The organism is Hydrocarboniphaga effusa AP103 (genome assembly GCF_000271305.1).
Lineage (GTDB): Bacteria > Pseudomonadota > Gammaproteobacteria > Nevskiales > Nevskiaceae > Hydrocarboniphaga > Hydrocarboniphaga effusa.
This window is the reverse complement of sequence record NZ_AKGD01000001.1, coordinates 230411-257081: the sequence shown is the minus strand read 5'-3', so window position 1 is coordinate 257081 and position 26671 is coordinate 230411. Positions and strand designations below refer to the sequence as shown.

Annotated in this window: 14 protein-coding genes; 7 read left to right on the top strand and 7 right to left on the bottom strand. The window is 66.2% G+C overall.

The annotated features are described in order from the left end of the window. Positions 1-116: 116 nt before the first annotated feature. The 7 genes from accC to WQQ_RS01035 all read right to left on the bottom strand — a co-directional run bounded on the left by accC (position 117) and on the right by WQQ_RS01035 (position 5152). Positions 117-1475 carry an acetyl-CoA carboxylase biotin carboxylase subunit gene (gene accC, locus WQQ_RS01065; RefSeq protein WP_007183182.1) on the bottom strand — a complete coding sequence of 453 codons (1359 nt, stop codon included), beginning with the start codon at positions 1473-1475 and terminating at the stop codon, positions 117-119. A gap of 37 nt (positions 1476-1512) precedes the next feature. Further along, positions 1513-1983, bottom strand: a complete 471-nt coding sequence (gene accB / locus WQQ_RS01060; protein ID WP_007183181.1) for an acetyl-CoA carboxylase biotin carboxyl carrier protein — start codon at positions 1981-1983, stop codon at positions 1513-1515. Between the two features lie 36 nt (positions 1984-2019). Beyond that, positions 2020-2466 (bottom strand): type II 3-dehydroquinate dehydratase, encoded by a 447-nt coding sequence (gene aroQ / locus WQQ_RS01055; protein ID WP_007183180.1) that lies wholly within the window; start codon positions 2464-2466, stop codon positions 2020-2022. Positions 2467-2608: 142 nt separating this feature from the next. After that, complete coding sequence (locus WQQ_RS01050) at positions 2609-3151, bottom strand: TlpA family protein disulfide reductase (RefSeq protein ID WP_007183179.1); 543 nt, start codon at positions 3149-3151, stop codon at positions 2609-2611. Continuing rightward, a complete protein-coding gene (locus tag WQQ_RS01045; protein WP_007183178.1) occupies positions 3151-3618 on the bottom strand; it encodes a protein-disulfide reductase DsbD N-terminal domain-containing protein in 468 nt (155 codons plus the stop codon). The genes WQQ_RS01050 and WQQ_RS01045 overlap by 1 nt, the downstream gene beginning before the upstream one ends. Beyond that, on the bottom strand, positions 3594-3923 hold the full coding sequence (cutA, locus tag WQQ_RS01040; RefSeq protein WP_040452751.1) for a divalent-cation tolerance protein CutA: 330 nt from the start codon (positions 3921-3923) through the stop codon (positions 3594-3596). The genes WQQ_RS01045 and cutA overlap by 25 nt, the downstream gene beginning before the upstream one ends. A gap of 83 nt (positions 3924-4006) precedes the next feature. Then, positions 4007-5152: a hypothetical protein gene (locus WQQ_RS01035; RefSeq protein ID WP_007183176.1), complete on the bottom strand. Its 1146-nt coding sequence runs from the start codon at positions 5150-5152 to the stop codon at positions 4007-4009. Between the two features lie 219 nt (positions 5153-5371). On the opposite strand from WQQ_RS01035, the gene putA reads away from it, so the two are divergent. The 7 genes from putA to WQQ_RS01000 all read left to right on the top strand — a co-directional run bounded on the left by putA (position 5372) and on the right by WQQ_RS01000 (position 26611). Beyond that, positions 5372-8581: a bifunctional proline dehydrogenase/L-glutamate gamma-semialdehyde dehydrogenase PutA gene (gene putA, locus WQQ_RS01030; RefSeq protein WP_007183175.1), complete on the top strand. Its 3210-nt coding sequence runs from the start codon at positions 5372-5374 to the stop codon at positions 8579-8581. Positions 8582-9096: 515 nt separating this feature from the next. After that, complete coding sequence (locus WQQ_RS01025; protein WP_007183173.1) at positions 9097-10476, top strand: MATE family efflux transporter; 1380 nt, start codon at positions 9097-9099, stop codon at positions 10474-10476. Between the two features lie 96 nt (positions 10477-10572). Further along, positions 10573-11208, top strand: coding sequence for a peroxiredoxin (locus WQQ_RS01020; RefSeq protein WP_007183172.1), 636 nt, complete (start codon positions 10573-10575; stop codon positions 11206-11208). Positions 11209-11339: 131 nt separating this feature from the next. Then, positions 11340-11567 (top strand): DUF2970 domain-containing protein, encoded by a 228-nt coding sequence (locus WQQ_RS01015; RefSeq protein ID WP_237714993.1) that lies wholly within the window; start codon positions 11340-11342, stop codon positions 11565-11567. Positions 11568-11758: 191 nt separating this feature from the next. Then, a complete protein-coding gene (locus tag WQQ_RS01010; RefSeq protein WP_007183170.1) occupies positions 11759-12577 on the top strand; it encodes a sulfatase-like hydrolase/transferase in 819 nt (272 codons plus the stop codon). 73 nt (positions 12578-12650) lie between these two features. Continuing rightward, positions 12651-21683 carry a type I polyketide synthase gene (locus WQQ_RS01005; RefSeq protein ID WP_040452747.1) on the top strand — a complete coding sequence of 3011 codons (9033 nt, stop codon included), beginning with the start codon at positions 12651-12653 and terminating at the stop codon, positions 21681-21683. After that, positions 21683-26611 (top strand): type I polyketide synthase, encoded by a 4929-nt coding sequence (locus tag WQQ_RS01000; RefSeq protein WP_007183168.1) that lies wholly within the window; start codon positions 21683-21685, stop codon positions 26609-26611. The genes WQQ_RS01005 and WQQ_RS01000 overlap by 1 nt, the downstream gene beginning before the upstream one ends. Positions 26612-26671 lie beyond the last annotated feature (60 nt).

Genomic DNA, 26671 nt, shown 5'->3' with positions numbered 1-26671 from the left:
CGGGGGACGGGGAACGAGAGACGGGAGACGTTACAGCAGCGGCATCGCGTTAACCAACACTTCTCGATGCCTCAAGCTTTTACGTCTCCCGTCTCCCGTCTCCCGTCTCCCGGCTTTTATTCCGTCTGCCACTCCGCGAGCATGTCCGCCAGATAGTGAATGTTGTGCTCGCCGCGCTGGAACACCTTGTCGGCCATGATCCGGCGCTGCAGGTTGATGTTGGTCTCGATGCCCTCGATGATCATCTCGGACAGCGCCACCTGCATGCGCGCGATCGCCGACTGGCGCGTGTTGCCCCAGCAGATCAGCTTGCCGATCATCGAGTCGTAATGCGGCGGCACGCGATAGCCCGCGTAGATGTGCGTATCCATGCGCACGCCCGGTCCGCCCGGCGGATGGTACTTGGTGATGGTGCCGGGCGAGGGCACGAAGGTGCGCGGGTTCTCGGCGTTGATGCGGCATTCGATCGCGTGACCGCGCATGCGGATGTTGCCCTGCTTCTTCGTCAGCGGCTTGCCGTCGGCGATGCGGATCATCTCGCGAATCAGGTCGACGCCGGTGACCATCTCGGTCACCGGGTGCTCGACCTGGATACGCGTGTTCATTTCGATGAAGTAGAACTGTCCCTGGTCGTAGAGGAACTCGAAGGTTCCCGCGCCGCGATAGCCGATGCGCTTGCAGGCCTCGACGCAGAGCTGGCCGATCTGGTCGCGCTGCTCGTCGGTGACGCCCGGAGCGGTGCATTCCTCGACCACTTTCTGGTTGCGGCGCTGCATCGAGCAGTCGCGCTCGCCGAGATGGATCGCGTTGCCCTGGCCGTCGGCAAGCACCTGCACTTCGACGTGGCGCGGCGTCTCGAGATATTTCTCGAGGAACACCGTCGCATCCTTGAACGCATTGAGCGCCTCGGTGCGCGCGATGCCGATCTTGTCGATCAGCTCGGCCTCGGTCTTGACCACCTGCATGCCGCGACCGCCGCCACCGGATGCCGCCTTGATCAGCACCGGATAGCCGACCTTGGCCGCGATCGCGAGGCACTCCTCGTCGTTCTCGGGCAGGGCGCCGTCGGAGCCCGGCACGCACGGCACGCCGGCCGCGATCATCTCGGCCTTGGCGTTGGTCTTGGAGCCCATCAGGCGGATGGTTTCCGCGCGCGGACCGATGAAGCGGAAGCCCGAGCGCTCGACGCTTTCGGCGAAGTCGGCATTCTCGGACAGAAAGCCGTAGCCCGGGTGGATCGCGTCGGCCTGCGTGACCTCGGCGGCGCTGATGATGGCCGCCATGTTGAGGTAGCTCTTCTGCGCGGCCGGCGGGCCGATGCAGACGGCTTCGTCGGCCAGCAGCACGTGCTTGAGGTCGCGGTCGGCCTGCGAATACACGGCCACCGTCTTGATGCCCATTTCGCGGCAGGCGCGCAGGATGCGCAGCGCGATCTCGCCGCGGTTGGCGATCAGGATTTTCTTGATGTCTTTCATGGCGCGATGCAGCCCATCGGCTTCGTCATGGGGGCGCTTACTCGATGACGAAGAGCGGCTGGTCGAATTCCACCGGGCGCTCGTTGTCGACCAGGATGTCGACGACCACGCCGGCGCGATCGGATTCGATCTGGTTGAGCATCTTCATCGCCTCGATGATGCAGAGCGTCTGGCCGACCTTGACGGTCTGGCCCACTTCGACGAACGACTTGGCGTTGGGCGACGGCGAGCGATAGAAGGTGCCGACCATCGGCGCGCGGACCACGTGTCCGCTCGGCTTCGGCGCTTCGGCCGGGGCGGGCGCAGCGGCCGGTGTGGCAGCGGGAGCTGGGGCGGCGGCTGGAGCGACGGCTGGCTGGGCGGCCGGAGCGGCGGCCGATGCGATGTATTGCACCGGCGCGGTCTGGCGGCTGATGCGCACCGATTCCTCGCCTTCGCGCACTTCGAGCTCGGAAATTCCGGACTGCTCGACGAGCTCGATCAGCGTCTTGATTTTTCTGAGATCCATTGTGATGTCTCTTCCCCTTAAATTTGACTGTGCAGCTCAGGTGTTGTTGGACAGGCGCGCATGCGCGGCCTGTAGCGCCAGGCTGTAGCCCTGGGCGCCGAGGCCCAGGATCACGCCCGCCGCGACGTCGGACAGATACGAGTGATGGCGGAAGCGCTCTCTCGCATGCACGTTGGAGAGATGAATTTCGATGAACGGGATGCAGACCCCGAGCAGGGCGTCGCGCAGGGCGATGCTGGTGTGCGTGTACGCGCCGGGGTTGATCAGGATGAAACCGACTTTTTCATCGCGTGCCCGGTGGACCCGATCGACCAGGGCGCCTTCATGGTTGCTCTGGAAGACCGACAGCTGATGGCCGAGTGCCTGGGCTTCGCGAGCCAGCTGGGTCTCGATGTCGGCGAGCGTGGTCGAGCCGTAGACCTCGGGCTCTCGCGTGCCGAGCAGATTCAGATTGGGGCCATTCAGCAGCAGCAGATGGCTCACGTGGCGATGGTCCGTGGTCGAGAGAACCGGATTCTGCCCTAGCTCTTGGCAAAAAGCCAAATTGCCAGATTTTGCCTACACGATGGGCGCCGATGGCATGGATTTAGCCGCAGGTTGGCCGTAGCGCCACTCGACCGCTCGTTCAACCGGCCTTCGGAAGATGGCTTGCGATGAGCTTTTCGAGCTCATCCCGCTCGAACTCGCCATGCTTGCGGAACACGATTTCTCCATTCGCATCAATCAGAACGGAGTATGGAAGCGCCCCGAGCGTGTCGCCGAGCGCCTGCATCGCATCGACGATTTCGGCGTCGCCGACGAGCACCGGGTACGGGATGCCGAGCTGCGGCGCCTTGTTGCGCACGGCCTCCGGAGTATCCATCGCCGGGCCGACGATCTGCAGGCCCTGTTCGCCGAAGCGGGTCTGCATGTCGATCAGCATCGGAATTTCCTTGAGGCAGGGCGTGCACCAGGTCGCCCAGAAATTCACCAGCACGAGCTTGCCGCGAAATTCCGCGAGCGTGCGCGGCTGGCCGGTCAGGTCGGGCAGCGAGATCGCGGGCGCCTGGCCGCCCGGCTCGTCGATGACGGTGGGGCTCGCGAGATAGCGATAGGCGCCGTAGCCGCCGGCGGCCGCGACCACGCCCAGGCCGAGCACCACGGCCAGCTGCGAGAACTTGCGTGACATCAGTTGAGCTTCTCCACGGTCAGGATGCGGGTCTGCGGCGGATAGCAGACGCGGTTTTCGGCACAGCCTTGGTAACGGACGCGAACCTGCTGCGGCGCGTTGGCGACCGCGGCGCGTGCGAGCACGCTACCGCGCAGCACGCGCACGTCGCCGAAGTGGTCGTCGTGATGCGGCTCGCCATCGGGAAGCTTGAGCTTGCCGAGCCTGGCGCTCGCGGGCTGCAGGGCCTCGAGGCTGAGCTTGTCGCGATACACATAGACGCCTTTGGCGGCTTCGAGGCCGACGCTGAGCTCGCCGTTCTGCCAGACCGCGGCCTGCACCTGAATCGCCTCGTCGGCGGGCAGCAGATCGTCGTCGGTTTTGGGCTTTAGCCAGTCGACGGCGGCCGCCGGCATCGGGGTCGCCATCGACAGCGAGCCGATCAGCAGACCGGCGACCAGGCTCAGAGTGTGTTTTCGAGAACCCATGCGAGATAAGGCGTGTGTGCGGGCGTGAGCTTGACCGCGACGATTTCGGGAAGTTCGTAAGGATGATGGTCGAGCACGAAGGCCTTGAGCGCTTCGAAGCGCGATTCGGCGGTCTTGATCAGCATCAGCGACTCGTCATCGCTTCGCACTTCGTTGTTCCAGCGATAGATCGAGCGCACGGTCGGCACGATGTTCACGCAGGCGGCGAGGCGGGCGTCGACGAGCTGGGCGGCGAGGGGCTCGGCGCGCTCGGGTGGACAGCTCACGGTGACCATGAGCACAGCTTCGGATGCTTCGGTGCTCATGGCGTTGTTGGGGAGGCCAAACCAGGACAGCACGCATTGTAGAAGCCATGGGCGCGCCGCGTCACAACGCCGCTTTGCCGTGATCAGTTCTTCTCGACGAATTCGGTGCCGAACGGCAGTTCCAGCGACAGGCCGATGTTGGTCGAGCCGTCGCGCGGCTTGTTCGGATCGATGCGTGGCCAGCTGTAGCCCGCGGCCCACTCCAGATACATCCTCCGCTTGAGGAACGGATGGCGGAACAGGATGCGCGCCCCGTATTCGTAGAGCGGCTCGGGCTCGTCGGTTTCGCCACGGATGAACGCTTCGTAGGCCAGGCCACGCCGGTAGTTGAGGTTTTGGTAGAGCACCAGCGAGTTGCGCCAGTTGAGTCCTTCGCTGCGCTCGGAGATGGTGCCGATGGTGTACCAGCGCAGCAGGTGCTTGGGCGTCAGCACGTGGCTGAAATCGAAGTTCTGGGTGATGCCGAAGCCATCGCGCGTGTTCCAGAACGGGGTTGTGCGCAGGTAGGCGACGTCATTGTCATCCGAGTAGAGCATGTAGCGAACGCGCGATTGCACGAACGCGCGAGGCGAGGTCGCCCCGCGCACGCCCACGCGAAACTGCGTCTGCAGGTTGGTGCTGGAAGGCAAGGCATAGCCAAGGCCGGCGAGCCATTGGTTCTGGCCGTCGAGCGTCGGAAAGGTATCGCGCAGTTCGGAGGTCTCGGTTCGGCCGCGCACGAAGTCTTCGTCGCTGTCGCGGCCGATGAAGGCTGAAAGCCGGTCTTCCATCGTCGGCAGGTCGAACTCGACGCGCATGCGCATGCGCGAGTTGTAGCCGTCGAACTCCGACCAGGTGTTGTTGAGCTGCACGAAACCGTGCGTGCGCTTGGCTGCTTCGACGTCGCCGCCTTCGTCGCCGAACAGGCCGTCGAGCCACAGCGCGGCGGTGCAGGTGCGCTTCTGCAGCATCACGCGCGTGTCGTCGATCACCGGCACTTCGTCTTCGCTTTGGAATTCGCAGGGGTTGTTGCGTTTGCGCTCGTCCTTGAGCCGGCGCTTACGTTCTTCCTTCTCGGCTTTGGCCTGCTCGGCCGCGATCGCTTCAGGGGAGCCGGGCTCTGGCTTGTGGCGGAACACTGAGCAGGCGTTCAACAACGCGAGACAGCCGAAGATCACCAGCAGGCGTTGCCATACGAGCCGTCCAGGACGATACGACGCGCACAGGCTGCGTGATGACTGGCCCCTCATTCCCCCTGTGTCCTCCTCGTTGTGACTCTGGCTACCGGTATCGATGACCGGTTTTCGGTCCTGCCGACCGCGCGAGTCTGAATCGGCCGGCTTGATCCGGGCTGAAGATCGGACCAACGGCGGATGCGAGTCCAGCGAGGGGCAGGCTGGGCGTTTTCCCGGCAGGTTCGATCGCCGTTGCAGGCCTAGAATCTCACGACACTATCGAGGAGCGCCGTCGTGACCGACTCCAGCGAATTCGTCGTCAGCCGTCCCGCGCCGTTGCGCGACGCTCTTTTCACCGCCATCACCTCGGCCTGGCTGGCCGATGAAACCAGCTTGTTGCACCGGCTTTGCGCCCTGGCCGAGCTGCCCGCGGAGCGCGCCGCGGCCGTGCAGGCGCAAGCGGTCGACTGGGTCCGGCGCGTGCGCGCGAGGCGCGACGATCAGAGCCCGCTCGATGCCTTCATGCGCCAGTACGATCTGTCGTCCGAAGAAGGTGTGCTGCTGATGTGCCTGGCCGAGGCGCTGCTGCGCATTCCGGACGACGACACCGCCGAAGCGCTGATCGCCGACAAGCTCGCGGGCGCCGACTGGGAAAGGCATCTCGGTCGCAGCGACTCGCTGTTCGTCAATGCCTCGACCTGGGGCCTCATGCTCACCGGCAAGATCGTGCGGGTAGCGCCGCAGACCGAAGGCAATTTCAAGTCGGCGATGAACCGTCTGATCGGCCGATCGAGCGAACCGGTGATCCGGCTCGCGGTACGCCAGGCGATGAAGCTCATGGGGCATCAGTTCGTGATGGGGCGCACGATCGCCGAGGCGCTCAAGAACACGCGCGATCGCGATCAGATCCGCTACCTGCATTCCTTCGACATGCTCGGCGAAGCCGCACTCACGCAGGCCGATGCGGATCGCTATTACCAGGCGTATCGCGATGCGATCGTGGCGATCGGCAGTCGAGCCGATTCGAACCGCGACGGTGATGTGGCCGAAAGACCGGGCATTTCGATCAAGCTCTCGGCGCTGCATCCGCGCTACGAGTTCGCCAAGCGCGAGCGCGTGCTCGCCGAACTCACGCCGCGCCTGCTGGTGCTCGCGCAGATGGCGCGCGAGCAGAACATCGGCCTGACCGTCGATGCCGAAGAAGCCGATCGGCTCGAACTGTCGCTCGACGTGATCGTGCCGGTGTTCCTCGATGCCTCGCTGGCCGGCTGGAGCGGCTACGGCCTGGCCGTGCAGGCCTTCCAGAAGCGCGCGCCGGCCGTGATCGACTGGCTCGAATCGGTCGCACGCAAGGCGGGCCGCAAGCTCGCGGTTCGGCTCGTCAAGGGCGCGTACTGGGACACCGAGGTCAAGCGCAGCCAGGAGCAGGGCTTGCCGGGCTATCCGGTGTTCACGCGCAAGCCCAACACCGATGTCGCGTATCTGGCCTGCGCACGCAAGCTGCTCGCGGCGCGCGACGTGTTCTACCCGATGTTCGCGACGCACAACGCGCACACGATCGCGGCCGTGCGCAGCTTCGCGGGCGATGAGCATGCGGCGCGAGCCGCAGCGGGTTATGCAGCCTCCGTCTCGACGGCGGCGTCAGGCTATGAGTTCCAGCGCCTGCACGGCATGGGCGAGGCGCTCTACGAAGTCGTGCGCGAGCAATGGCCGGTGCCTTGCCGCGTCTATTCGCCGGTCGGCTCGCACGAAGACCTGCTGCCGTATCTCGTGCGTCGCCTGCTCGAGAACGGAGCCAACACTTCGTTCGTCAATCGCATCTTCGACGAGCAGGCGCCGCCCGAATCGCTGGTCGCCGATCCGGTTGCGCAGGTCGCCGAGTTGCCGGTCAAGACCCATCCGAGTCTGCCGCTGCCGCGCGATCTCTACGGCGCCGCCCGACGCAATTCGGAAGGCTTCAACTTCGCCGACGAAGCGGGCGTGGCGGCGCTCGCGCAGGCGCTGCGTTCGGCTGCGGTTCCGACGCAGGCCGCGTCCCTGCTCGCCGAGGGTTTGCCGAACTCCGGGCCGCGTTATGCGATCACCGATCCGTCGGACCGCCGTCGTCGCTTCGGCGAATGGATGGCGCTCGACGTCGCCACGGTGCCGGCGGTGCTGTCGGCCGCGGCAAGAGCGCAACCGGCCTGGGCTGCGACGCCGGTCGCGCTGCGCGCCGATGCGCTCGATCGCGCCGCCGACCGGCTCGAAGCGCGTCGCGCCGAATTCCTGCACCTGCTCGTGCGCGAAGCCGGCAAGACCTTGCCCGACGCGATGGCCGAAGTGCGCGAGGCCGCCGATTTCCTGCGCTACTACGCGACACATGCGCGTCGTCTGTTGTCGACGCCCGAAGTCATGAACGGCCCCACCGGCGAACACAACGAACTGCAGCTGCATGGCAAGGGCGTGTTCGTCTGCATTTCGCCATGGAACTTCCCGCTCGCGATCTTCACGGGCCAGATCGCGGCCGCGCTGGTCTGCGGCAATGCGGTGGTCGCCAAGCCGGCCGAGCAGACCAACCTGATCGCGGTGCAGATGGTGCGCCTGCTGCACGAGGCCGGCGTGCCGGCCACCGTGCTGCAATGCGTGCTCGGCGACGGCGAGGTCGGCGCCGCGCTGTGCGCCGGCGTGGGCATCGCCGGCGTGGTGTTCACCGGCTCGGTCGAAGTGGCGCAGGCCATCAATCGCCAGCTCGCCGCAAGGCCCGGCGCGATCGCCACGCTGATCGCCGAAACCGGCGGCCAGAACGCGATGATCGTCGATTCGTCCGCCTTGCCCGAGCAGGTCGTCAAGGACGCGATCGCATCGGCCTTCCACTCGGCCGGCCAGCGCTGCTCGGCCCTGCGCGTGCTCTACGTGCAGGAGGAGATCGCCGACAAGGTCGAGCAGATGCTGCGCGGGGCGATGCAGGAACTCGCTGTCGGCGATCCGGGCCTGCTCGAAACCGACGTCGGCCCGGTCATCGACGACGCCGCGCTCGCACGGCTCAAGCGGCATGCGGACGAGCTGCGCTGGCAGGGGCGCATCGTCGCCGAAGTGGCGTTGCCACAGGCCTGCGCGCACGGAACCTATTTCGCGCCGACGGTGGCGAGGATCGAGGACATCGAGCAGCTCGACGGCGAGTATTTCGGCCCGATGCTGCACTTGGTGCGCTATCGCGCGAAGGATCTCGACCAGGTGATCGACGCGATCAACGCGACCGGCTACGGGCTCACGCTCGGCGTGCATTCGCGCATCGAAACCACCTGGCGGCGCGTGCAGGCGAGGGCGCGGGTCGGCAACTGCTACATCAATCGCGGCATGACCGGCGCGGTCGTCGGCGTGCAGCCGTTCGGAGGCGAGGGTCTGTCGGGAACGGGCCCGAAGGCGGGCGGGCCGCATTATTTGCTGAGGTTCGTGACCGAGCGGACCTTGACGGTGAATACGGCGGCGGTGGGTGGGAATGCGCGGCTGCTGGCGGGTGGTTGAAGGTTGGCAATGTCGAGCTGGACTGCCGTTCCTCTCTCCCGCTTGCGGGAGAGAGTCCTCGCGACAGCGAGGGAGAGAGGGGCTTTGTTCGTGGGCGCTCCGCTCGGGCTTCGTTGTGAACTTAGAGTTTCGACCTCGCCGGTCGGGCCCTACTTCTCTTTGCTCGTGCATCGATCCGTAGGCTAGAGAAAGCACGCCCCGAAGTCCGCGCCCGTTTGTCGGTTCCCGACAAACGGGCCCCCCGGCTGAAGCGCCGTGCTCGGGGTCGCTTCGACGCGACATCCTGTCGCGGCGAAGCTCAGCCGGCCGTCCTGGCCGGCTGAGCCGCTGCGCGCGACGCTTCAGCCGGCGCTGCCAGGGGTTGAACCTCTACAGCCACGGCAACGGCACAGTGACTCGCGCTGTTGTCGGTCTTGTCTTGGCAATGCAGTCTTCGGCCTCTACCATTCCGGCCCCCTGGTAGTCAGGGCAGTCCCAGTGACGCATCAGACGTCACGGCTTGCCCGAGAGGCGTCATGAAATCCTTCACCGTTCGGAGCCTCGTTCGCGAGGCCCGGGATAACCTGTTTCTCGCTGCGCCCCTGATCGCGGCCCAGCTGTCCTTCGTCGGCATGCATACCGTCGACACGATCATGGCCGGGCAGCTCGGCGAGACCGCGCTGGCGGCCGTCGCGGTCGGGGCCAATGTCTGGTTCCTGAGCTTCATCGTGTTCATGGGCCTGTTCATGTCGGTGTCCCCGATAGTGGCCCAGCGCGTCGGAGCCGGCCGCTTCGCGGCCGAGACCGGCGATTTCCTACGCAACACGCTGTTGCTCGCGGTCGGGCTCGGCCTGTCGTGGACCGCGATCGTGCATCTGATCGCCCATCCGGTCATGAGCCGGCTCGGCCTGAGTGCGGAAACGGCGCGGATCGCCGAGGCTTACCTGCGCACGATCTCCTACGGCGCGATTCCGTTCTGCCTGTGCTTCGCCCTGCGCAACGGCTGCGAGGGCCTGGGCGTGACGCGGGTTCCGCTGATCGCCGGCCTGGTGGGGCTCGGCACCAACATCGCGGTGAACTTCCCGCTCATGTACGGGGCCTTCGGCTGGCCCGGATTCGGAGCGGTTGGAACCGCCTGGGGAACGGTCGTCGCGATCAGCGCAATGCTCAGCGTCTACCTGGTCTGCTACCGCTTGGAGCCGACGCTGGCCGGGCTGCGGTTATATGCACACGCGCCACGCTGGAGGCCCGAGCTCTGGGAGATCTTCCGGCTCGGCGCGCCGATCGCCGCGACCGTGATCGCCGAAGCCTGGCTGTTCAATCTCGGCGGGCTGCTGATGGCGCGCTTCGGCGACACCGTGGTGGCCGCGCACCAGGTGGCGCTGAACTTCGCCTCGCTGGCCTTCATGGTGCCGCTGTCGATCGGGCTGGCGACGACGATCCGCGTCGGCCAGAAAGTCGGCGCGCGCGATACCGGGGCGGCGACCTTGAGTGGCTATGCGGGCATCTGGCTCGGCGCGGCGTTCGCACTGCTGTCGGCGGGGATCATGGTGCTGCTGCCGGGCGCCATCGTCGGGCTCTACACGAAGGTGCCCGAGGTCTCCGAGCTCGCGGTGCGCTTTCTCGGCTTCGCGGCGCTGTTCCAGATCTTCGACTGCGTGCAGGCCACGGCCAACGGGGCGCTGCGAGGGTTCAAGGACACGCGTGTGCCGATGGCGGTGACCCTGGTCGCGTACTGGTTCGTCGGCCTGCCGGTCGCCGCGCTGGTGTCGTTCCATACGCCGATCGGCCCCGCAGGCGTATGGTGTGGCTTCATCGCCGGGCTGTCGGTTGCGGCGGTCGGACTGGTGTTGCGCTTCCGTCGCCGGACGCGCCGACTGGCGTTCGATCGCAGTGGTTCTGTTCTTATGACTTGATCTTCCTTGTCAAGGAAGGAATAAGAGCCGAGGCTCGGCGGTCTCAGGAATCTGGCTGAACAGCCTGATACCGGTTCGACTGACAAGGAGATGAGCATGACCCTGCAACTCGGCGATATCGCCCCCGATTTTGAAGCGGACACCACCGAAGGCCGTGTGTCGTTCCACCAATGGCTCGGCAATTCCTGGGGCGTGCTGTTCTCGCACCCCAAGAACTACACGCCGGTCTGCACCACCGAGCTCGGCTACACCGCCAAGCTCAAGCCGGAGTTCGACAAGCGCAACGTCAAGGCCATCGGCCTGTCGGTCGACGAGCTCAAGGATCACGAGGGTTGGAGCAAGGACATCGCCGAGACGCAGGGAACGCCGCTGAACTTCCCGCTGATCGCCGATCCGGACTTCAAGGTGGCCAATCTGTACGGGATGATCCACCCGAACGCCTCGGACCGTTTCACCGTGCGCTCGGTGTTCGTGATCGACCCGAACAAGAAAGTGCGCCTGACGCTGACCTATCCGGCCAGCACGGGCCGCAACTTCGACGAGATCCTGCGCGTGATCGACTCACTGCAGCTCACCGACCAGTACAAGGTGGCGACGCCGGTGAACTGGAAGCCCGGCGACGACGTGATCATCGTACCGTCGGTCAATAACGAGGACGCAAAGAAACTGTTCCCAGGCGGATGGAACGAGATCAAGCCCTACCTGCGCGTGGTGCCGTCGCCGAAGCGCTGAGCCGGCACGCGGCACGGTTTCGACAGACGGGTGCCGGCCTTCGGCGCCCGGTGCGTAAAAACGGCGCCGGTGGCGCCGTTTTTTTGTCCATCATGCACACCCGACCGCTGTCACTCGCTGTGGAGAAGGCCATGCCGGCACGAAAGCCAATGATCGAGGGCGGCTGCAAGCCCACGCTGCTGCAGATCGTTCTGAGCGTTCTGGCGGCGTTCTTCGGAGTCCAGAACAGCCGCAATCGGGCCCGTGATTTCACGCATGGCAGCGCCATCCCCTTTGTCCTTGTCGGTATTTTACTGACGTTGCTGCTGGTCGGATTCCTGACCCTGCTGGTGAGGTTTGTGGCTTCGGTCCCAGGCTGATGGTGTGGCCCGCTTTCGGACGTAACTTGGATAACCGATATAAAAGAAGGAGTTCCGTTCAGCTTCTGTAGGAATATTGATATATCGAAATGAAAAGGCCGCGTGTAGCCTCTGAACGGTCGGTGAATATGCGAACCGGCAAATAAACTTACATATCAATAAGCGCTCACACGCCGAGGCCGCCCTTTTTCATGGCTGGACACAATCTCGTTTTCATCGTCATGGACAGCTGCCGGTTCGACAGCTATCAGCGCGCCAAGCGTCCGAACATGGATCGCATTGGAGCCGGTAGCCGCCGGTACTCCTATGCCTCCTGGACTTCGCCGTCGCACTACACCTATCTCATGGGAATGGTTCCGCATGAGAGCCCGCAGGGCGTCTTCGCTTCCGAGGTCTACAAGAAAGAATTCAGCCAGTGGGTCGGCCGGCTCGGCATCGCCGACCTGTCGTTCAAGAGCTTCGTGCCGCAGCTTTCGCTGCCCAAGGTGCTCAAGGACAACGGCTATCGCAACGTCGCGCGCGTGTCGATGCCGGTGCTCAATCCGTTCTCGCATCTGAACAAGCATTTCGACGACTACAAGCTCATGGCGAACCACAGCGATTTCGCCGGCATGGTCGAGGAGATCGAGTTCTACGATGACGAGCCCAGCTTCCATTTCCTGAACCTGGGCGAGACGCATTACCCCTACATGCTCGATCCCAAGTCGCTGCCGCACATCTCCGGCGTGCACGGCGTGTTCAAGCGCATGGATGACGAACTCGGGCATGCCAGCGACGACCGGTTCTTCGACGATGACCAGATGAAGGATCTGCATACCCAGCAGGTCAAGACCGTCGAATACGTCGATCAGGTGCTCGGCGCGCTGATCTCGAAAGCGCCCGTCGATACGCATTTCATCATCACCGCCGATCACGGCGAGTGTTTCGGTGAAGGGGGCTATTTCGGCCACGGTCCGATCGTGCACGAGAAGGTGCTCGAAGTGCCGTTTCTGGAAGGTCGCAAGCGATAGCGCAAAAGGCGTTTGCGGCCAGCGACGGCCGCTTGCGGCGTCGGCTGTTGCGTCTGATTGGTAGGGTGGTGTCATGAGCGAACCAAGCTTCGATGTCCTTGCATTGGCCCCCGCAGCCTGGGCGCATCCCGGAGTCGCCGTGTCGGCGGCGCGAGCGGGCGGCGTCGGTCTGCTGGATCTCGAGTTCTGCACCGACGCGGGGCTCGCGCATGCGAACTTCGCGCGACTGCTGAGCGCCACGTCGGGCTCCGTCGGCCTGCATGTTCCGGCCGCGCAATTCGAACTCGCGCGCGACTTGCTCGCGCATGCGGGCGAGCGCGCGCTGACCGTGCTGCTCTCGGGGCCGTTCGACGGCTTGAAGTCGCTCGACGGGGCCGTGCTTGCGCATCACCGCACGTGGCTGCAAGTCACGCGGGCCGACGATCTCGACGTGCAGCTCGCGGCGCTGCCGAAGGTCACCGGCCTCGTCGCCAAGGGCCATGAGGCTCCGGGCTGGGTCGGTGAGGATTCGAGCTACATCCTGATCCAGAAACTCCTGCGCAAGACCTCGCTGCCGATCTATGTGCGCGGCGGCGTCGGCCTGCACACGGCGGCCGGTTGTCGTGCGGCCGGCGCGGCCGGCGTGGTGCTCGACGATCAGGTTCTGCTGCTCGACGATTCGGCGCTGCCCGAAAGCCTCAAGAACGAACTCGCGCGCCTGGTCGGTGCCGAGACGCGGCTGTTCGGCGAGCTCATCGATGCGCCCTGCCGCGTTTATGCCAAGCCCGCTGCGGCACAGCTCAAGCACGCTGACGCGGATGCAAGGCTCGCCGAAGCCGGAACGCTGGCGATCGAATCCTGGCGGCAGGCCCTCGACGCGCGCATCGGCTGGGACGAAGCCTCGCTGCTTCCGGTGGGCCAGGGCATCGGTGCCGCGGCGATCTATCGCGCGCGTTTCAAGCGCATCGGACGCCTGATTCAGGCCTTGCGCAAAAGCAGTTTCGACGCGCTGCGGCAGGCTGCCGAACTCGGTCATCTGGCCGAAGGCAGCGCGCTCGCGCAATCGCAGGGCACGCGCTATCCGCTCGCCCAGGGGCCGATGACGCGCGTCTCCGACAGCCCGGCTTTCGCGGCGAGCGTGACCGAAAACGGCGCGCTGCCGTTTCTCGCGCTCGCGCTGATGCGCGGTGACCAGGTGCTCGACATGCTCGAGCAGACCGCGGCGCTCGCGGGCGATCGCGCCTGGGGCGTCGGCATGCTCGGCTTCATTCCGCAGGCCCTGCGCGACGAGCAGTGCGAGGCGATCTGGAAGTGCAAGCCGCCGTATGCGCTGATCGCGGGCGGGCGTCCGGACCAGGCCGCGGCTTTCGAATCGCGCGGCATCAAGACCTACATCCACGCGCCGGCGCCGGCGCTGCTCAAGATGTATCTCGAACAGGGCGCCAAGCGCTTCGTGTTCGAAGGCCGCGAATGCGGCGGCCATATCGGCCCGATCGCGAGTTTCCCGCTGTGGGAGCAGATGATCGAGGTGCTGCTCGAGAACGTGAAGCCCGGCAGCGAAGCCGACATTCACCTGCTGTTCGCGGGCGGCATCAGCGATGCGCGCTCGGGCGCGATGCTCGCCGCGCTGACGGCGCCGCTCGCCGCGCGTGGCATGAAGGTCGGCGCGCTGATGGGCACCGCGTATCTGTTCACGCACGAGATCGTCGCCACTGGCGCGATCGTGCAGGGCTTCCAGGAGCAGGCCGTGGCCTGCGCGCGCACCGTCAATCTCGAAACCGGGCCGGGCCATGCGACGCGTTGCGCGGACACGAAATTCGCGCACGACTTTTTCGAGGCGCGCCGCGCGCTCATGCGCGAGAACCGCAATGCCGACGAGATTCGAGACACGCTCGAAGACCTGAACCTCGGCCGTTTGCGCATCGCCTCCAAAGGCAAGAACCGCGACGAGTCCGGCAAGGTCGTCGACATCGATCCGGCGCAGCAGCTGACCGATGGCATGTACATGATCGGCCAGGTGGCGACGCTCACCGATGCGCCGCTGTCGATCGCCGAACTGCACGATCGCGTCAGCAACGGCGGCCACGCGCTGTTGCAGCGGTTCGACGACGCGGTCTCGGTCCGGATCGAAAAGGCGCAGCCGAGCGACATCGCGATCGTCGGCATCGGCCTGATGCTGCCGAAGGCGCAGGACGCCGAAGCGTATTGGGACAACGTGCTCGGCAAGGTCAACGCGATCACAGAAGTGCCGCGCGATCGCTGGGACTGGCGCCTGTACTTCGACGCCGACCGCAACGCCAAGGACAAGATCTACAGCAAGTGGGGCGGCTTCATCGACGAGGTGCTGTTCGACCCGACGCGCTACGGCATTCCGCCGAACTCGATGAAGTCGATCGATCCGCTGCAGCTGCTCACGCTCGAAGCGGTCAATCGCGCGCTCGAAGACGCCGGGCTCGACCAGAGCCATGCGGATTTCGATCGCGAGCACACCAGCGTGATTCTCGGTGCGAGCGGAGGCGCGGGCGACCTCGGCCTGCAATACGGCGTGCGCTCGGAGCTTCCGCGCTTCGTCGCCGATCTCGATGCCGACGCCTACAAGCGCCTGCCCGAGTGGAGCAACGAATCCTTCGCCGGCGTGCTGCTCAATGTGGCCGCGGGCCGCGTCACCAACCGCATGGATTTCGGCGGGCTCAACTTCACGATCGACGCGGCCTGCGCCTCGTCGCTCGCGGCGCTGTCGATGGCCTGCAACGAACTCGAATCGGGGCGCAGCAACGTCGCCATCACCGGCGGCGTCGACACCGTGCAGAGCCCCTATGGCTTCATGTGCTTCGCCAAGACCGGCGCGCTGTCGCCCGATGGCAAGGCCAAGGCTTTCGACAAGAAGGCCGACGGCATCGTGATCTCGGAAGGCGTCACGATGGTGGTGCTCAAGCGCCTGGCCGACGCCGAAGCCGCGGGCGATCGCATCTATGCGGTGATCAAGGCGGTGGCCGGATCGAGCGACGGCAAGGCGCTCGGCATGACCGCTCCGCGTCCGGACGGGCAGATTCGCGCGCTCAACCGTGCTTACGGCAAGGCCGGCTTCTCTCCCGCGACGCTCGGCATGCTCGAAGCGCACGGCACCGGAACCGCCGTCGGCGACAAGGCCGAAGCGGAGACGATCACGCGCGCGCTGAAAGCGCATGGCGCGTCGGCGAAAACGGTCGCGCTCGGCTCGGTGAAAACCATCCTTGGCCACACCAAGGCCAGCGCGGGTATCGCGGGCCTGGTGAAACTCGCGCTCTCGCTGCATCACCGCGTGCTGCCGGCGCACGCCAATGTCGACGATCCTCTGGATGCGATCGCCGAGCAATCCTCGCCGGCCTTCCTGCTCAAGGAGCCCAAGCCCTGGCTCGCGAACGTCGATGGAACGCCGCGTCGCGGCGGTGTCTCCGCGTTCGGTTTCGGCGGCACCAATTTCCATGCGGTGCTCGAGGAGTATCGCGACGGCATGGCGCACGCCGAAGTGCCGGGCGCTCGCAGCTGGACGCAGGAACTCATCGTGTTTCGCGCGGCCGATGCGGCGAGTCTCAAGGCCGATGTCGAACGCGTACTCGAACTCGCGAAAGCCGGCCCGCGACTCAAGCTTGCGCTGCTCGCCGCGAGCCTTGCTCGTGAAGCCGACCGCAAGCGGGGCTCGCGTGCGCTGCTCGCGTTCGCGACGCGCAATCGCGCCACGCTGATCGCCGATCTCGAACTCGCGCTCGCCAGACTCGCGGGCGATGCCAAGCCGCTGCCGCCGCACATCAAGCTCGCGCTCGAGCGTCCGCTCACGGCGCCGACGCTCGCCTTCGTGTTTCCGGGGCAGGGCGCGCAGTACGTCAACATGGGCCTGGAGTCCGCGCTGTTCGTCGAAGAACTGCGCTCCGCGCTCGAACGCGCCGATCGCACGCTCGCGACGCTGTTGCCCGAGCGCTTGTCGCGCCGCGTCTGGCCGGAGTCCGCGTTCAATGCGGCCATCGAGGTCGCGCAGCAACAGCAACTGACCGATACCCGTTACGCCCAGCCGGCGATCGGCACGCTCTCGCTCGGCTATCTCAATCTCGCGCGCCGGCTCGGCTTGCAGGCGGTTGCGACGGCCGGTCACAGCTATGGCGAATTCGCGGCGCTGCATGCGGCCGGTGTGATCGACGAAGCCGATTTCCTCAAGCTCTCGGCCACGCGCGGCAGCGTGATGGCCGCAGCGGCAAGCAGCGGAACGCCGGGCGGCATGGCGGCGGTCTCCGCTGCGCGCGACAAGGTCGCCGATGCGATCGCGGCATTCGCGGGTGTGAAAGTCGCCAATCACAACGCGCCCGAGCAGACCGTCATTTCGGGCCCGGCGGCGCAGATCGATGCGGCCGTCGCGGCCTTGTCGGCTGCCGGCTTGCGGGTGACCCGGCTGCCGGTTTCGGGCGCTTTCCATACCGAACTCATGGAGCCCGCGAAAGCGCCGCTGTCGGCGGCGATCGCCGACGCCAGCTTCAACGCGCCGACGATCGCGGTGTACTCGAACGGTAGCGGTGCGCGCTATCCGGAATCGATCGCCGCGATGCGCGCCCAGCTCGATGCGCATCTGCTATCCAGCGTCGAGTTCGTGCGCGAGATCGAGGCGATGTACGCCGATGGCGTGCGCGTGTTTCTCGAACTCGGTCCCAAGAGCATTCTGAGCAACATGATCGGCGCGACGCTCGCCGGTCGCGATGCGCGCTGCGTGTCGCTCGACGGGCAGGGCGGTGGTTTGCGCGGCCTGCTGTCGGGCCTTGCCGACTTGCTCGCGGCCGGTGTCGATTTCGAACTTTCGCGCTTGTTCGCGGGACGCCCGATCGAAGCCCTGCCGCTCGCTCGCGTCGCCGAGCTCGCCAAGCCCGCGACGGTCAAGCCCACCGCCTGGTATCTGTCGGGCGGCTATGCGCGCCCGCATGCCGACCCGATCAAGCGTACCGGCGTCGAGCCGCCGATGACGCTCGAAAAGGCCGCCGAGGCCAAGCAGGCGATCGTGCAGAAGATCGCCGATTCGCTGCCGAAGCCAGAGCCTGTCGTCGTGCAGGCAGCGGCTCCCGTTTCGGCGCCGGTTCACGCTCCGGCGATGCCGGTTGCGGCGTCGGCGCAAAGCGGCGATGCGCTCGCGGCGTATCACGAAACCATGCGCCAGTTCCTGAGCTTGCAGGAACGCGTGATGGCGCAATTCCTCGGTGGTTCTGCCGCGCCTGCGGCGATGCCGATGGCGGCTCCGGTGCAGATGCCTGTGCATGTGGTGGCGCCTGTGCAGGTTCCCGTTGCTGCGCCGGTTCAAATTCCGGCACCGGTCGTCGTGGTTGCTCCTGCCGTGATGGTTGCAGCCGTGCCGACACCGGCAGCATCCGCAGCGCCGACGCTCGACACCGCAGCGCTTTCCGCGATGCTGCTGCGTCTGGTCGCCGATCGCACGGGGTATCCGGAAGACATGCTGTCGCTCGATGCCGATCTCGAAGCCGAGCTCGGCATCGATTCGATCAAGCGTGTCGAGATCGCCGGCAGCTTGCAGAAGGCGCTGCCGGCCGCACTCGGCGAGGCGATGCAATCGCAAATGGAGCGCTATACGCGCGCCAAGACCTTGCGTGCGATCGTCGAGCCGCTCGCAGGCATCGCCTCGACCTTGCTGCCGGCCGCAGCGACGTCGATCGCGGTGACGCAGTCGGTTGCGTCGACGATGCCTTCCCCGGCGGCTCCGCCTGTTTCGATCGACGTACAGGCCTCGCTGCTCAAGCTCGTCGCCGATCGCACGGGCTATCCGGAAGACATGCTGTCGCTCGATGCCGATCTCGAGGCCGACCTCGGCATCGATTCGATCAAGCGCGTCGAGATCGTCGGCGCGTTCCAGAAATCGCTGCCGGCTTCGGTTTCCGAAGCCTTGCAGTCGCAGATGGAGAAGCTCACGCGGGCGAAGAACCTGCGCAGCATCGTCGATGCCGTGCAGCCGCTGCTGTCCTCCGCGGTGCCGGTCTCGATCACGGTCTCCGTGACGGCTCCCGCGCCGCTCGCAGTTGCGGCCGCCGTCTCGTTCGATGCGCGCGACCTGCTGCTGACGATCGTCGCCGATCGCACCGGCTACCCGTCCGAAATGCTTGCGCTCGATGCGGACCTCGAAGCCGATCTCGGCATCGATTCGATCAAGCGCGTCGAAATCGTCGGCGCGCTGCAGAAGCAGCTGCCGACCGAGATCGGCGCTGCGATGCAGGCCGCGATGGAAAGCTTCACGCGCGCCAAGTCGCTCGCGACGATCCTCGAACGCCTGTCCGCGCTCGGTGCTTCGTCGCCCGCATCGGCGGCCGTCGCCGCGGCGCCGGTCATCGTGCAGGCGAGCGTTGCGACGAGCTTCGATGCGCGCGAACTGCTGCTGGGCATCGTCGCCGATCGCACCGGCTACCCGGCGGAAATGCTTGCGCTCGACGCGGATCTCGAAGCTGATCTCGGCATCGATTCGATCAAGCGCGTCGAGATCGTCGGCGCGCTGCAGAAGCAGCTGCCGACCGAGATCGGCGCTGCGATGCAGGCCGCGATGGAGAGTTTCACGCGGGCCAAGTCGCTCGCGATCATTCTCGAACGCATCGCTGCCCTGGGCTCCGGGTCCGCTGCGCCGAGCATCCCGAGTGCACCGATCCCGACGGCTGCGAGCGAACCCGTCGTCGCGCAAGCCGCCGACGTGCCCCGATACGTGATCCGCCCGCGTCCGGCTCCGCTGACCGGCGCCCGCGTAAAGCTGAGCGGTCCGGTCATCGTCGCAGGCGGACGCGATGCCATCGTGCTGCCACTGATCAGGCGGCTCGAGAGCGCCGGGCTCAAGCCGATCCGCCTCGATGCGATCGATGCGGCGACGCTGGCGTCCTCGGTCGCCCGCATTCGCGCGGAACACGGCGTCATCGCTGGCGTGATTCATCTGCACGGCTTGTCCGAAGACCAGCCGCAGACGCTCGTCGAATGGCAGCAGCTCGGCGAGCGCAGCGTGATTTCGCTGTTCCGCCTGCTGCAGCCGATCGGCGAGGGGCTCGCGAACATTCGCGTGATCGCCGCGAGCCGTCTCGGCGGAACCTTCGGCCGCGATGCGGTCGGCCCCGGCACGCCGCTCGCGGGCGGCCTCAACGGCATGCTCAATTGCGTGCGCGACGAGTATCCGCAAGCGACTTTGCGCGCGGTCGACTTCAACGGCCAGACCGACGACACCATCGCCTCGCATCTCGCCGACGAGCTGCTCGCCGACGATCGCAGCGTCGAAGCCGGCCACACCGGCGATGCGCGCTACAGCGTGGCGACCGTCGAAGAAGCGCTGGCCGACACGCCGTTCGCACCGCATCTGCAACCCGCTGCGGATTGGGTCGTGCTGGCGACCGGCGGTGCGCGCGGTATCACCGCCGAGCTGCTCGAAGAAATGGTGGTTCCGGGCATCACGCTCGTGCTGCTCGGCCGCACGCCGGAGCCGGCACCTGAATCATCAATTTTTGGGGGCGCCATCGCGAGCGCGACCGACCCGGCCTCGCTCAAGCGCGTGCTGATCGAGCAGATGCGCGAGCGCGGTGAAATGCCCAAGCCCGTCGAGATCGATCGCGCGGTACAGAAGATCCTGACCGAGCGCGAAGTGCGCGCGAACCTGCAACGCCTGCGTGCCAAGGGGGCGACCGTCGGCTACTTCGCCTGCGACGTGCGCAACGAGGCGGCGTTCGGCGGCGTGATCGATGGCATTTACGCGAACTATGGCCGCATCGACGCGGTGCTGCATGGCGCGGGCGTGATCGAGGACAAGCGCATCGCCGACAAGTCCGACGATTCGTTCGCGCGCGTGCTCAACACCAAGCTCGATTCGAGCTTCATCCTCACGCAGAAGCTCAGGCCCGAAACGCTCAAGCTGCTGGTGTTCTTCACCTCGGTCGCGGGTCGCTACGGCAATCGCGGGCAGATCGACTACGCCGCCGCCAACGAGGCCTGCAATCGCCTGGCCTGGACGCTGTCGCGTCGCTGGCCCGAAACGCGCGTGATCGCGGCGAACTGGGGACCGTGGGACGCCGGCATGGCGAGCGAAGGCGTGAAGCGCCAGTTCCGCGAGCGCGGCATCGAGCCGATTCCGGTCGACGGCGGACGCCGCTACTTCCTGCGCGAGCTCGCCTGCGGACCCAAGCACGAAGTCGAACTCGTGATCGGCAAAGGGCCTTGGCAGCAAGCCGAAGTGGCGAGCGTGTCGAGCAAGGCGGCGGCTTCGCAGTATCCGCTCGTGCGTGGCCCTTTGCGCATGGGCGCGGGCGGCGCGCTCGTGCTCACGCATCGCTTCGGGCTCGACAGCGATCCCTATCTCGGCGATCACATGATCGACGGCAAGCCCGTTCTGCCTGCAGCGGCTGCGACCGAATGGGTCGCGCAGGTCGTCGGCCAGGGCTGGCCGGGCTGGCAGGTCGCCGAAGTACAGGAGCTGCGCACGCTGGCCGGCGTGGTGCTCGAACCCGGCGCGACGCGCGAGATCGAAATCCGCGCCAAGGCCACGAGCCATTCGGGCCCCGGCGAGCAGACCGTGACGGTCGATATCGCCGATCCAACGCGCAAGGCGCCGCTGTATCGCGCCTCCGTACGGCTCGTCGAACATCTCGAGGCGCCCGTCGTCGATGTGCCGCAGCCGATAGCAGGCCTGCGCATGGACCCGCATCAGACCTACGAGCGCATGCTGTTCCATACCGGTCGTTTCCGCCTGTTGACCGGGATCACGGCGGTGGCGCCGGCCGGCGTCGATGCGATGGTGTCGCCGAGTTCGCTTGGCGAGTGGATCGATGCCGAGGGCGAGTGGCTGTTCGACCCGGGCCTCATCGACGTGGCCGCGCAGCTCGCCTGGATCTGGGGACGCACGCACAGGCAGCAATCGGCGCTGCCGAGCCGCTTCGGACGTGTGCTGCGCGTGCCGGGCCTGCCGAAGCCCAAGGGCTCGCTGTCGCTGCGCTTCCGCATCAAGCCGGCCGATCACGATCAGGCGGTGCGCTACGATGCGGTGTTCATCGACGAAGAAGGGCGAGTGCGACTGGCGATGCTCGATGCCGAAAGCACCTTGAGCGCCGCGCTCAATCGCATCGGCAGCGAGCGTCTTTGATGGCCGCTCCGGTCGACATCGCGATCATCGGCCTGTCGGGCTGCTACGCGGGCGCGGCCAACGCGCAGCGCTATTGGCAGAACATTCTCGACAAGGTCGATGCGGTGGCGCCCGCGGATGAGGAGTGGACGCGTCACTTTCTCGACCGCGATCACTGGCAGCAGCGCAACGATCGCATCTACACGAACCGTGGCGGCTTTTTGCGCGATCTCGCGGTGATCGATCCGACCGAATATGGCGTGATGCCGAGCCAGGCCGACGGCGGCGACCCCGATCATCTGCTCGCCTTGAAGCATGCGGGCGATGCGCTCGCCGACGCGGGCTATCGCAAGAAGGATTTCGATCGCCAGCGCGCCGGCGTGATCCTCGGCCGCGGCACCTACACCAATCGCGGCCAGGCCAATGTGCTCGCGCATGCGCTGTTCGTCGACGAGCTGATGGATGCGGTGCGCGGCCTGCGGCCTGATTTTTCCGAAGCCGAAATGCGCGATCTGCATGCCAGGCTCAAGCAGCAGCTGCCGCCTTACAGCGGCGAACTCGTCGGCCAGCTCACGCCGAACGTCATCACCGGTCTGATCTGCAATCGTCTCGATCTGATGGGTCCCAACTACATCGTCGACGCGGCCTGTGCTTCGACGATGATGGCGCTCGACCAGGCGGTGCGCGAACTCGTCACCGGGCGCTGCGATCTGATGATCACGGGCGGCGTGCAGGCGCAGACGCCGCCGCAGCTCTATGTGCAGTTCACGCAGATCAAGGCGCTGTCGAACGGCCAGCTGCGTCCGTTCCAGAAAGGCCATTCGGGCACCTTGCTCGGTGAAGGCGTCGGCATGCTCGTGCTCAAGCGCCTTGCCGATGCCGAGCGCGACGGCGATCGCGTCTACAGCGTCATCAAGGGCATCGGCGTGGCGTCGGACGGTCGCGCCAAGGGCCTGCTGACGCCGCGGCCAGAAGGCGAAGTGCTCGCGATGCGCCGCGCCTACGAATCGAGCGGCATCGATCCGCATACGATCGATCTCATCGAAGCGCATGGCACCGGCACCGATGTCGGCGATCGCACCGAGATCGACACGCTCAAGGCGATCTACGGCGGCCGCGGCATCGGCCCGCAGATCGCGATCGGAACGGTCAAGTCGATGATCGGCCATTGCCTGCCGGCATCGGGCTCGGCTTCGCTGATCAAGACCGCGCTCGCGCTGCATCACAAGGTGCTGCCGCCGACGCTCTGCGACGAGCCCGATCCGGAATTGCGGCTCGACCAGTCGCCGCTGTATCTGAATACCGAAACGCGCCCGTGGGTGCACGGCAAGTCGCATGCGCGTCGGGCCGGCGTGAATGCCTTCGGCTTCGGCGGCATCAACGCGCACGTGATTCTCGAGGAATATCGCGGACCGTCGAAGACGCAGGTGCAGGTTCTGCACCGTCCTGCACCGACCGAACTCGTATTGCTCGCTGCGAATTCGCCCGCCGAACTCGCGAGCAAGGCAGCCGCGATGCTCAGGCACGTCGAAGCCGGCGCCGACCTCGCGGTGCTCGCCAAGGCCAGTGTCGCGCAGACCGCGGGCGCGCATCGTCTCGCGATCGTCGCAGACGACATCGCCGATCTCGGCAAGAAGCTCGCGCAGGCGATCGACAAGCTGCAGCGTGCGGATGCCAAGCCGTTCAAGACGCGCTCGGGCCTGCACTACGGAACGGGCGCCGCGCCCGGAAAACTGTGCTTCGTCTATCCGGGCGAAGGTGCGCAGTACCCCAACATGCTCGCCGATCTGTGCCTGCAGTTTCCGCAGGTGCGCGACTGGTTCGATTTCATCGAGCGCACCGCGCTCGAAACCGGCCGCGAATCACGCGCCTCGGCGGTCTTTGCGGCTCCGACCGGCTACGACGAGGCGCAGCGCAAGGCGCTCGAAGCACGGCTGTTCGAAATGGATGTGGCGGCCGAGAGTGTGTTCGCCGCGAGCATGGCGATTCAAAGCCTGCTCGATGACCTGAAGCTCGCGCCCGATGCGATGCTCGGCCACAGCACCGGCGAGAACACCGCCGTGACCGCCTGCGGCGTGCGCCGCTTCAAGACGCGCGAAGAGATCGCCGAATCGGTGCGCGACCTGAACCTGATCTTCCGCAAGCTCGAAGCCGAAGGACGCATCGCCGAAGGCACGCTGCTGACGATCGGCGCCCTGCGTGGCGAAATGCGCGAAGCGCTGCTCGCCGATCCGGGTTCGATGCAGGTGGCGATGGACAACTGTCCGAACCAGCTGGTGATGTTCGGTCCGCCGGATGAAGCGCAGGCGCTGGCCAAGAAGCTCGCGGAAGAAGGCGCGATCTGCCAGGAGCTGCCGTTCGGCCGCGCGTATCACACGCCGCTGTTCAAGCCGCTCGCCGACGCGTACCGCGAGTATTTCCGCGAGGCCGATTTCGGTCGCGGACGCACGACGCTGTATTCGGCGCGTTCGGTGGCGCCGTTTCCGACCGAGCCCGATGCGATTCGCGAGCTTGCGGCCCAGCAATGGGAAAACCCGGTTCGCTTCACCGACACGCTGCGCAAGCTCTACGACGACGGCTATCGCGTGTTCGTCGAAGTGGGCCCGAGCGGCAACCTGACTTCTTTCGTTTCCGACACCTTGCGCGGCGTCGACGACGTGATCGCGGTATCGAGCAACAGCCGCCGCAAGGCCGACATGGCGCAGCTGCATGCGATGCTCGCGCAGCTGTTCGCCTGCGGCGTGAGCTTCGATCCGGCCGCGCTGTATGCGCACCGGCGCATCGATGGCGAGATCGATCTGCTCGCCGAGCCCGTCAAATCCACGCGCCGCACGATCACGCTCAAGCTGCAGATGCCGACGCTGCGCATGCCGCAGGACTGGGCTCCGGCCAAGCGTCCGCTGCCGGTGCCGGCGAGCGAAGCGCCGAAGCCTGCGGTCGTGGCCGGGCCCAGGCCGGTCGACGCGACGCTGCCACAGGCGGCGATCGCCACGCCCGCGACACCGATCGATCCGCGCATGGCCGCGCTCCAATCGCACTTCGCGCTGATGCAGGATTTCATGCAGTCGCAGGCGCGCGTGCTCGGCATCAGCGCCGGCATCGGTAGCGGTGCAGCGGCCGCCGTCGCCTCGGCCGCGCCCCTCGCGACGAGGGGCGATGATCTCGATCCGCAGTATCCGCTGCTCGGCCGCATCGTCGAACTCGACGCCGCGCATCTGCTCAGCGAACGCGTCTACAGCGTCGAAACCGATCCGTTCCTGCTCGACCACGCGATGGGCGAGGCGCCGTCCGGGCGCAACGCCAAGCTGCTTCCGCTGATCGTGGTGCCGTTCACCTTCAGCGTCGAGATCATCGCCGAGGCCGCCTGCCGGCTCTGCGGCGATGCGCTCAAGGTCACCGTGGTCGAGAACGCGCGCGGCCATCGCTGGCTGGCGCTCGACGAGCTCGGAAAGCTGTCACTGCGCATCGTTGCCGAGCGCCAGCCTTCGCCCGATGCGACACCGCGCGTCGCGGTGAAGCTGTTCCAGCTCGATACGAACGAGGCCAAGCCCTTGCTCGTGTTCGAAGGCCATGTCTTGCTCGCGGATCGCTATTTGCTTGCACCGACGCCGATGCCGGCGCTCGCGCAGCCGCTCAACGCGGCGCGCAACAATCCGGCCGGCGAGCTCTACCGTCATGGCATGTTCCACGGTCCGCGCCTGCAGGGCGTCAAGCGGCTGCGCGGCTGGAACGAGCAGGGCATCGAAGCCGACATGGCGACGATTCCGACGCACGATTATTTCGGCTTCACGCAAACGCCGCGCTTGCGCACCGACCCGGCGCTGCTCGATGCGGCCGGCCAGCTCGCCGGATTCTGGCTCACCGAGAAACTGAGCTGGGAGTACAACTGCTTCCCGTTCCAGATCGGGCGCTACGAGCAGTACGCCGATCCGCAGCCCGCGTCGCGCGCGATGCTCGGCCGCGGCGAGTTCCGTCTCGAAGGGCTCAAGCTCGATTGCCAGTTCGATCTGCTCGATGCCCATGGCGCGCTGCTCTCACGCGCTACCGGCTGGGAGGATCGCAAGTACGCGGTGCCGCAGAACCTGTTCCAGCTGCGCCTGGCACCCTTGCGGCACTCGCTGTCGCTGCCGACGCTGCAGCGCGAACTCGCGTCGTCGGGGCTCGTCGCACGGCGCATCGATGCCTTCGACGAGGGCTATCTCGAACAGGGCGGGGCGGTGTGGATGCGCCTGCTCGCGCATCTGACGCTGACCGAGCGCGAGCGTCACGAGTTCTATCGCGTGCTGCCGCGCAGCGGCCCGCGCCGCGAGGAATGGCTGCTCGGCCGCGTCTGTGCCAAAGAGGCCGTGCGCGAATGGGCCGCACGCGAATGGCAGCTCGATATCGCGGGCGCGGATATCGAGATCGGCTATCGCGACAGCGGTGCGCCTTGCGTCGTTTCGGTGCCCGGCTGGCCCGAAGGCATGGCGCTGCCGGCGGTTTCGATCAGCCATAGCCGCCGCTCGGCGGTGGCGGTCTGCGGCAACAGTGCGATGCTCGGCATCGATTTTTTGCCGCATCAGGCGATCGAGCGCGTCAACGTGGACGACTTGATCGCCGGCGCATTCACGCTCGCGGAGGCGCAGGCCTTCATCCACGGCTGGCCCAAGAGCGATCAGCGCCGCGCCGCGACGGCGCTTTGGTGTTCGAAGGAAGCCGCCGCCAAGGCATCCGGCACGGGTCTTGAAGGAAAACCCCAGGAGTGGGTGATCGCCAGCGCGAATCTCGAGCGCCGGGCATCCAATCAGCCACTCGTGAGCGTACGCAGGGGCGGAATCGATTACGACGTCGAGCTCTACTTCGGCGGCGATGCCCTGATCGCGCTGTGTCGAAAGGCCAGCGCGGCGACGGTGAAGGCCGTGGCGCAGCCGCGTGAGATGAACGATGGCGCGGTGCAGCGCATCAGCTGATCGCCCGGTGATCATCGGGCGATCCACGATGCGCGAGGCGAACCATAACGAGATGGATAA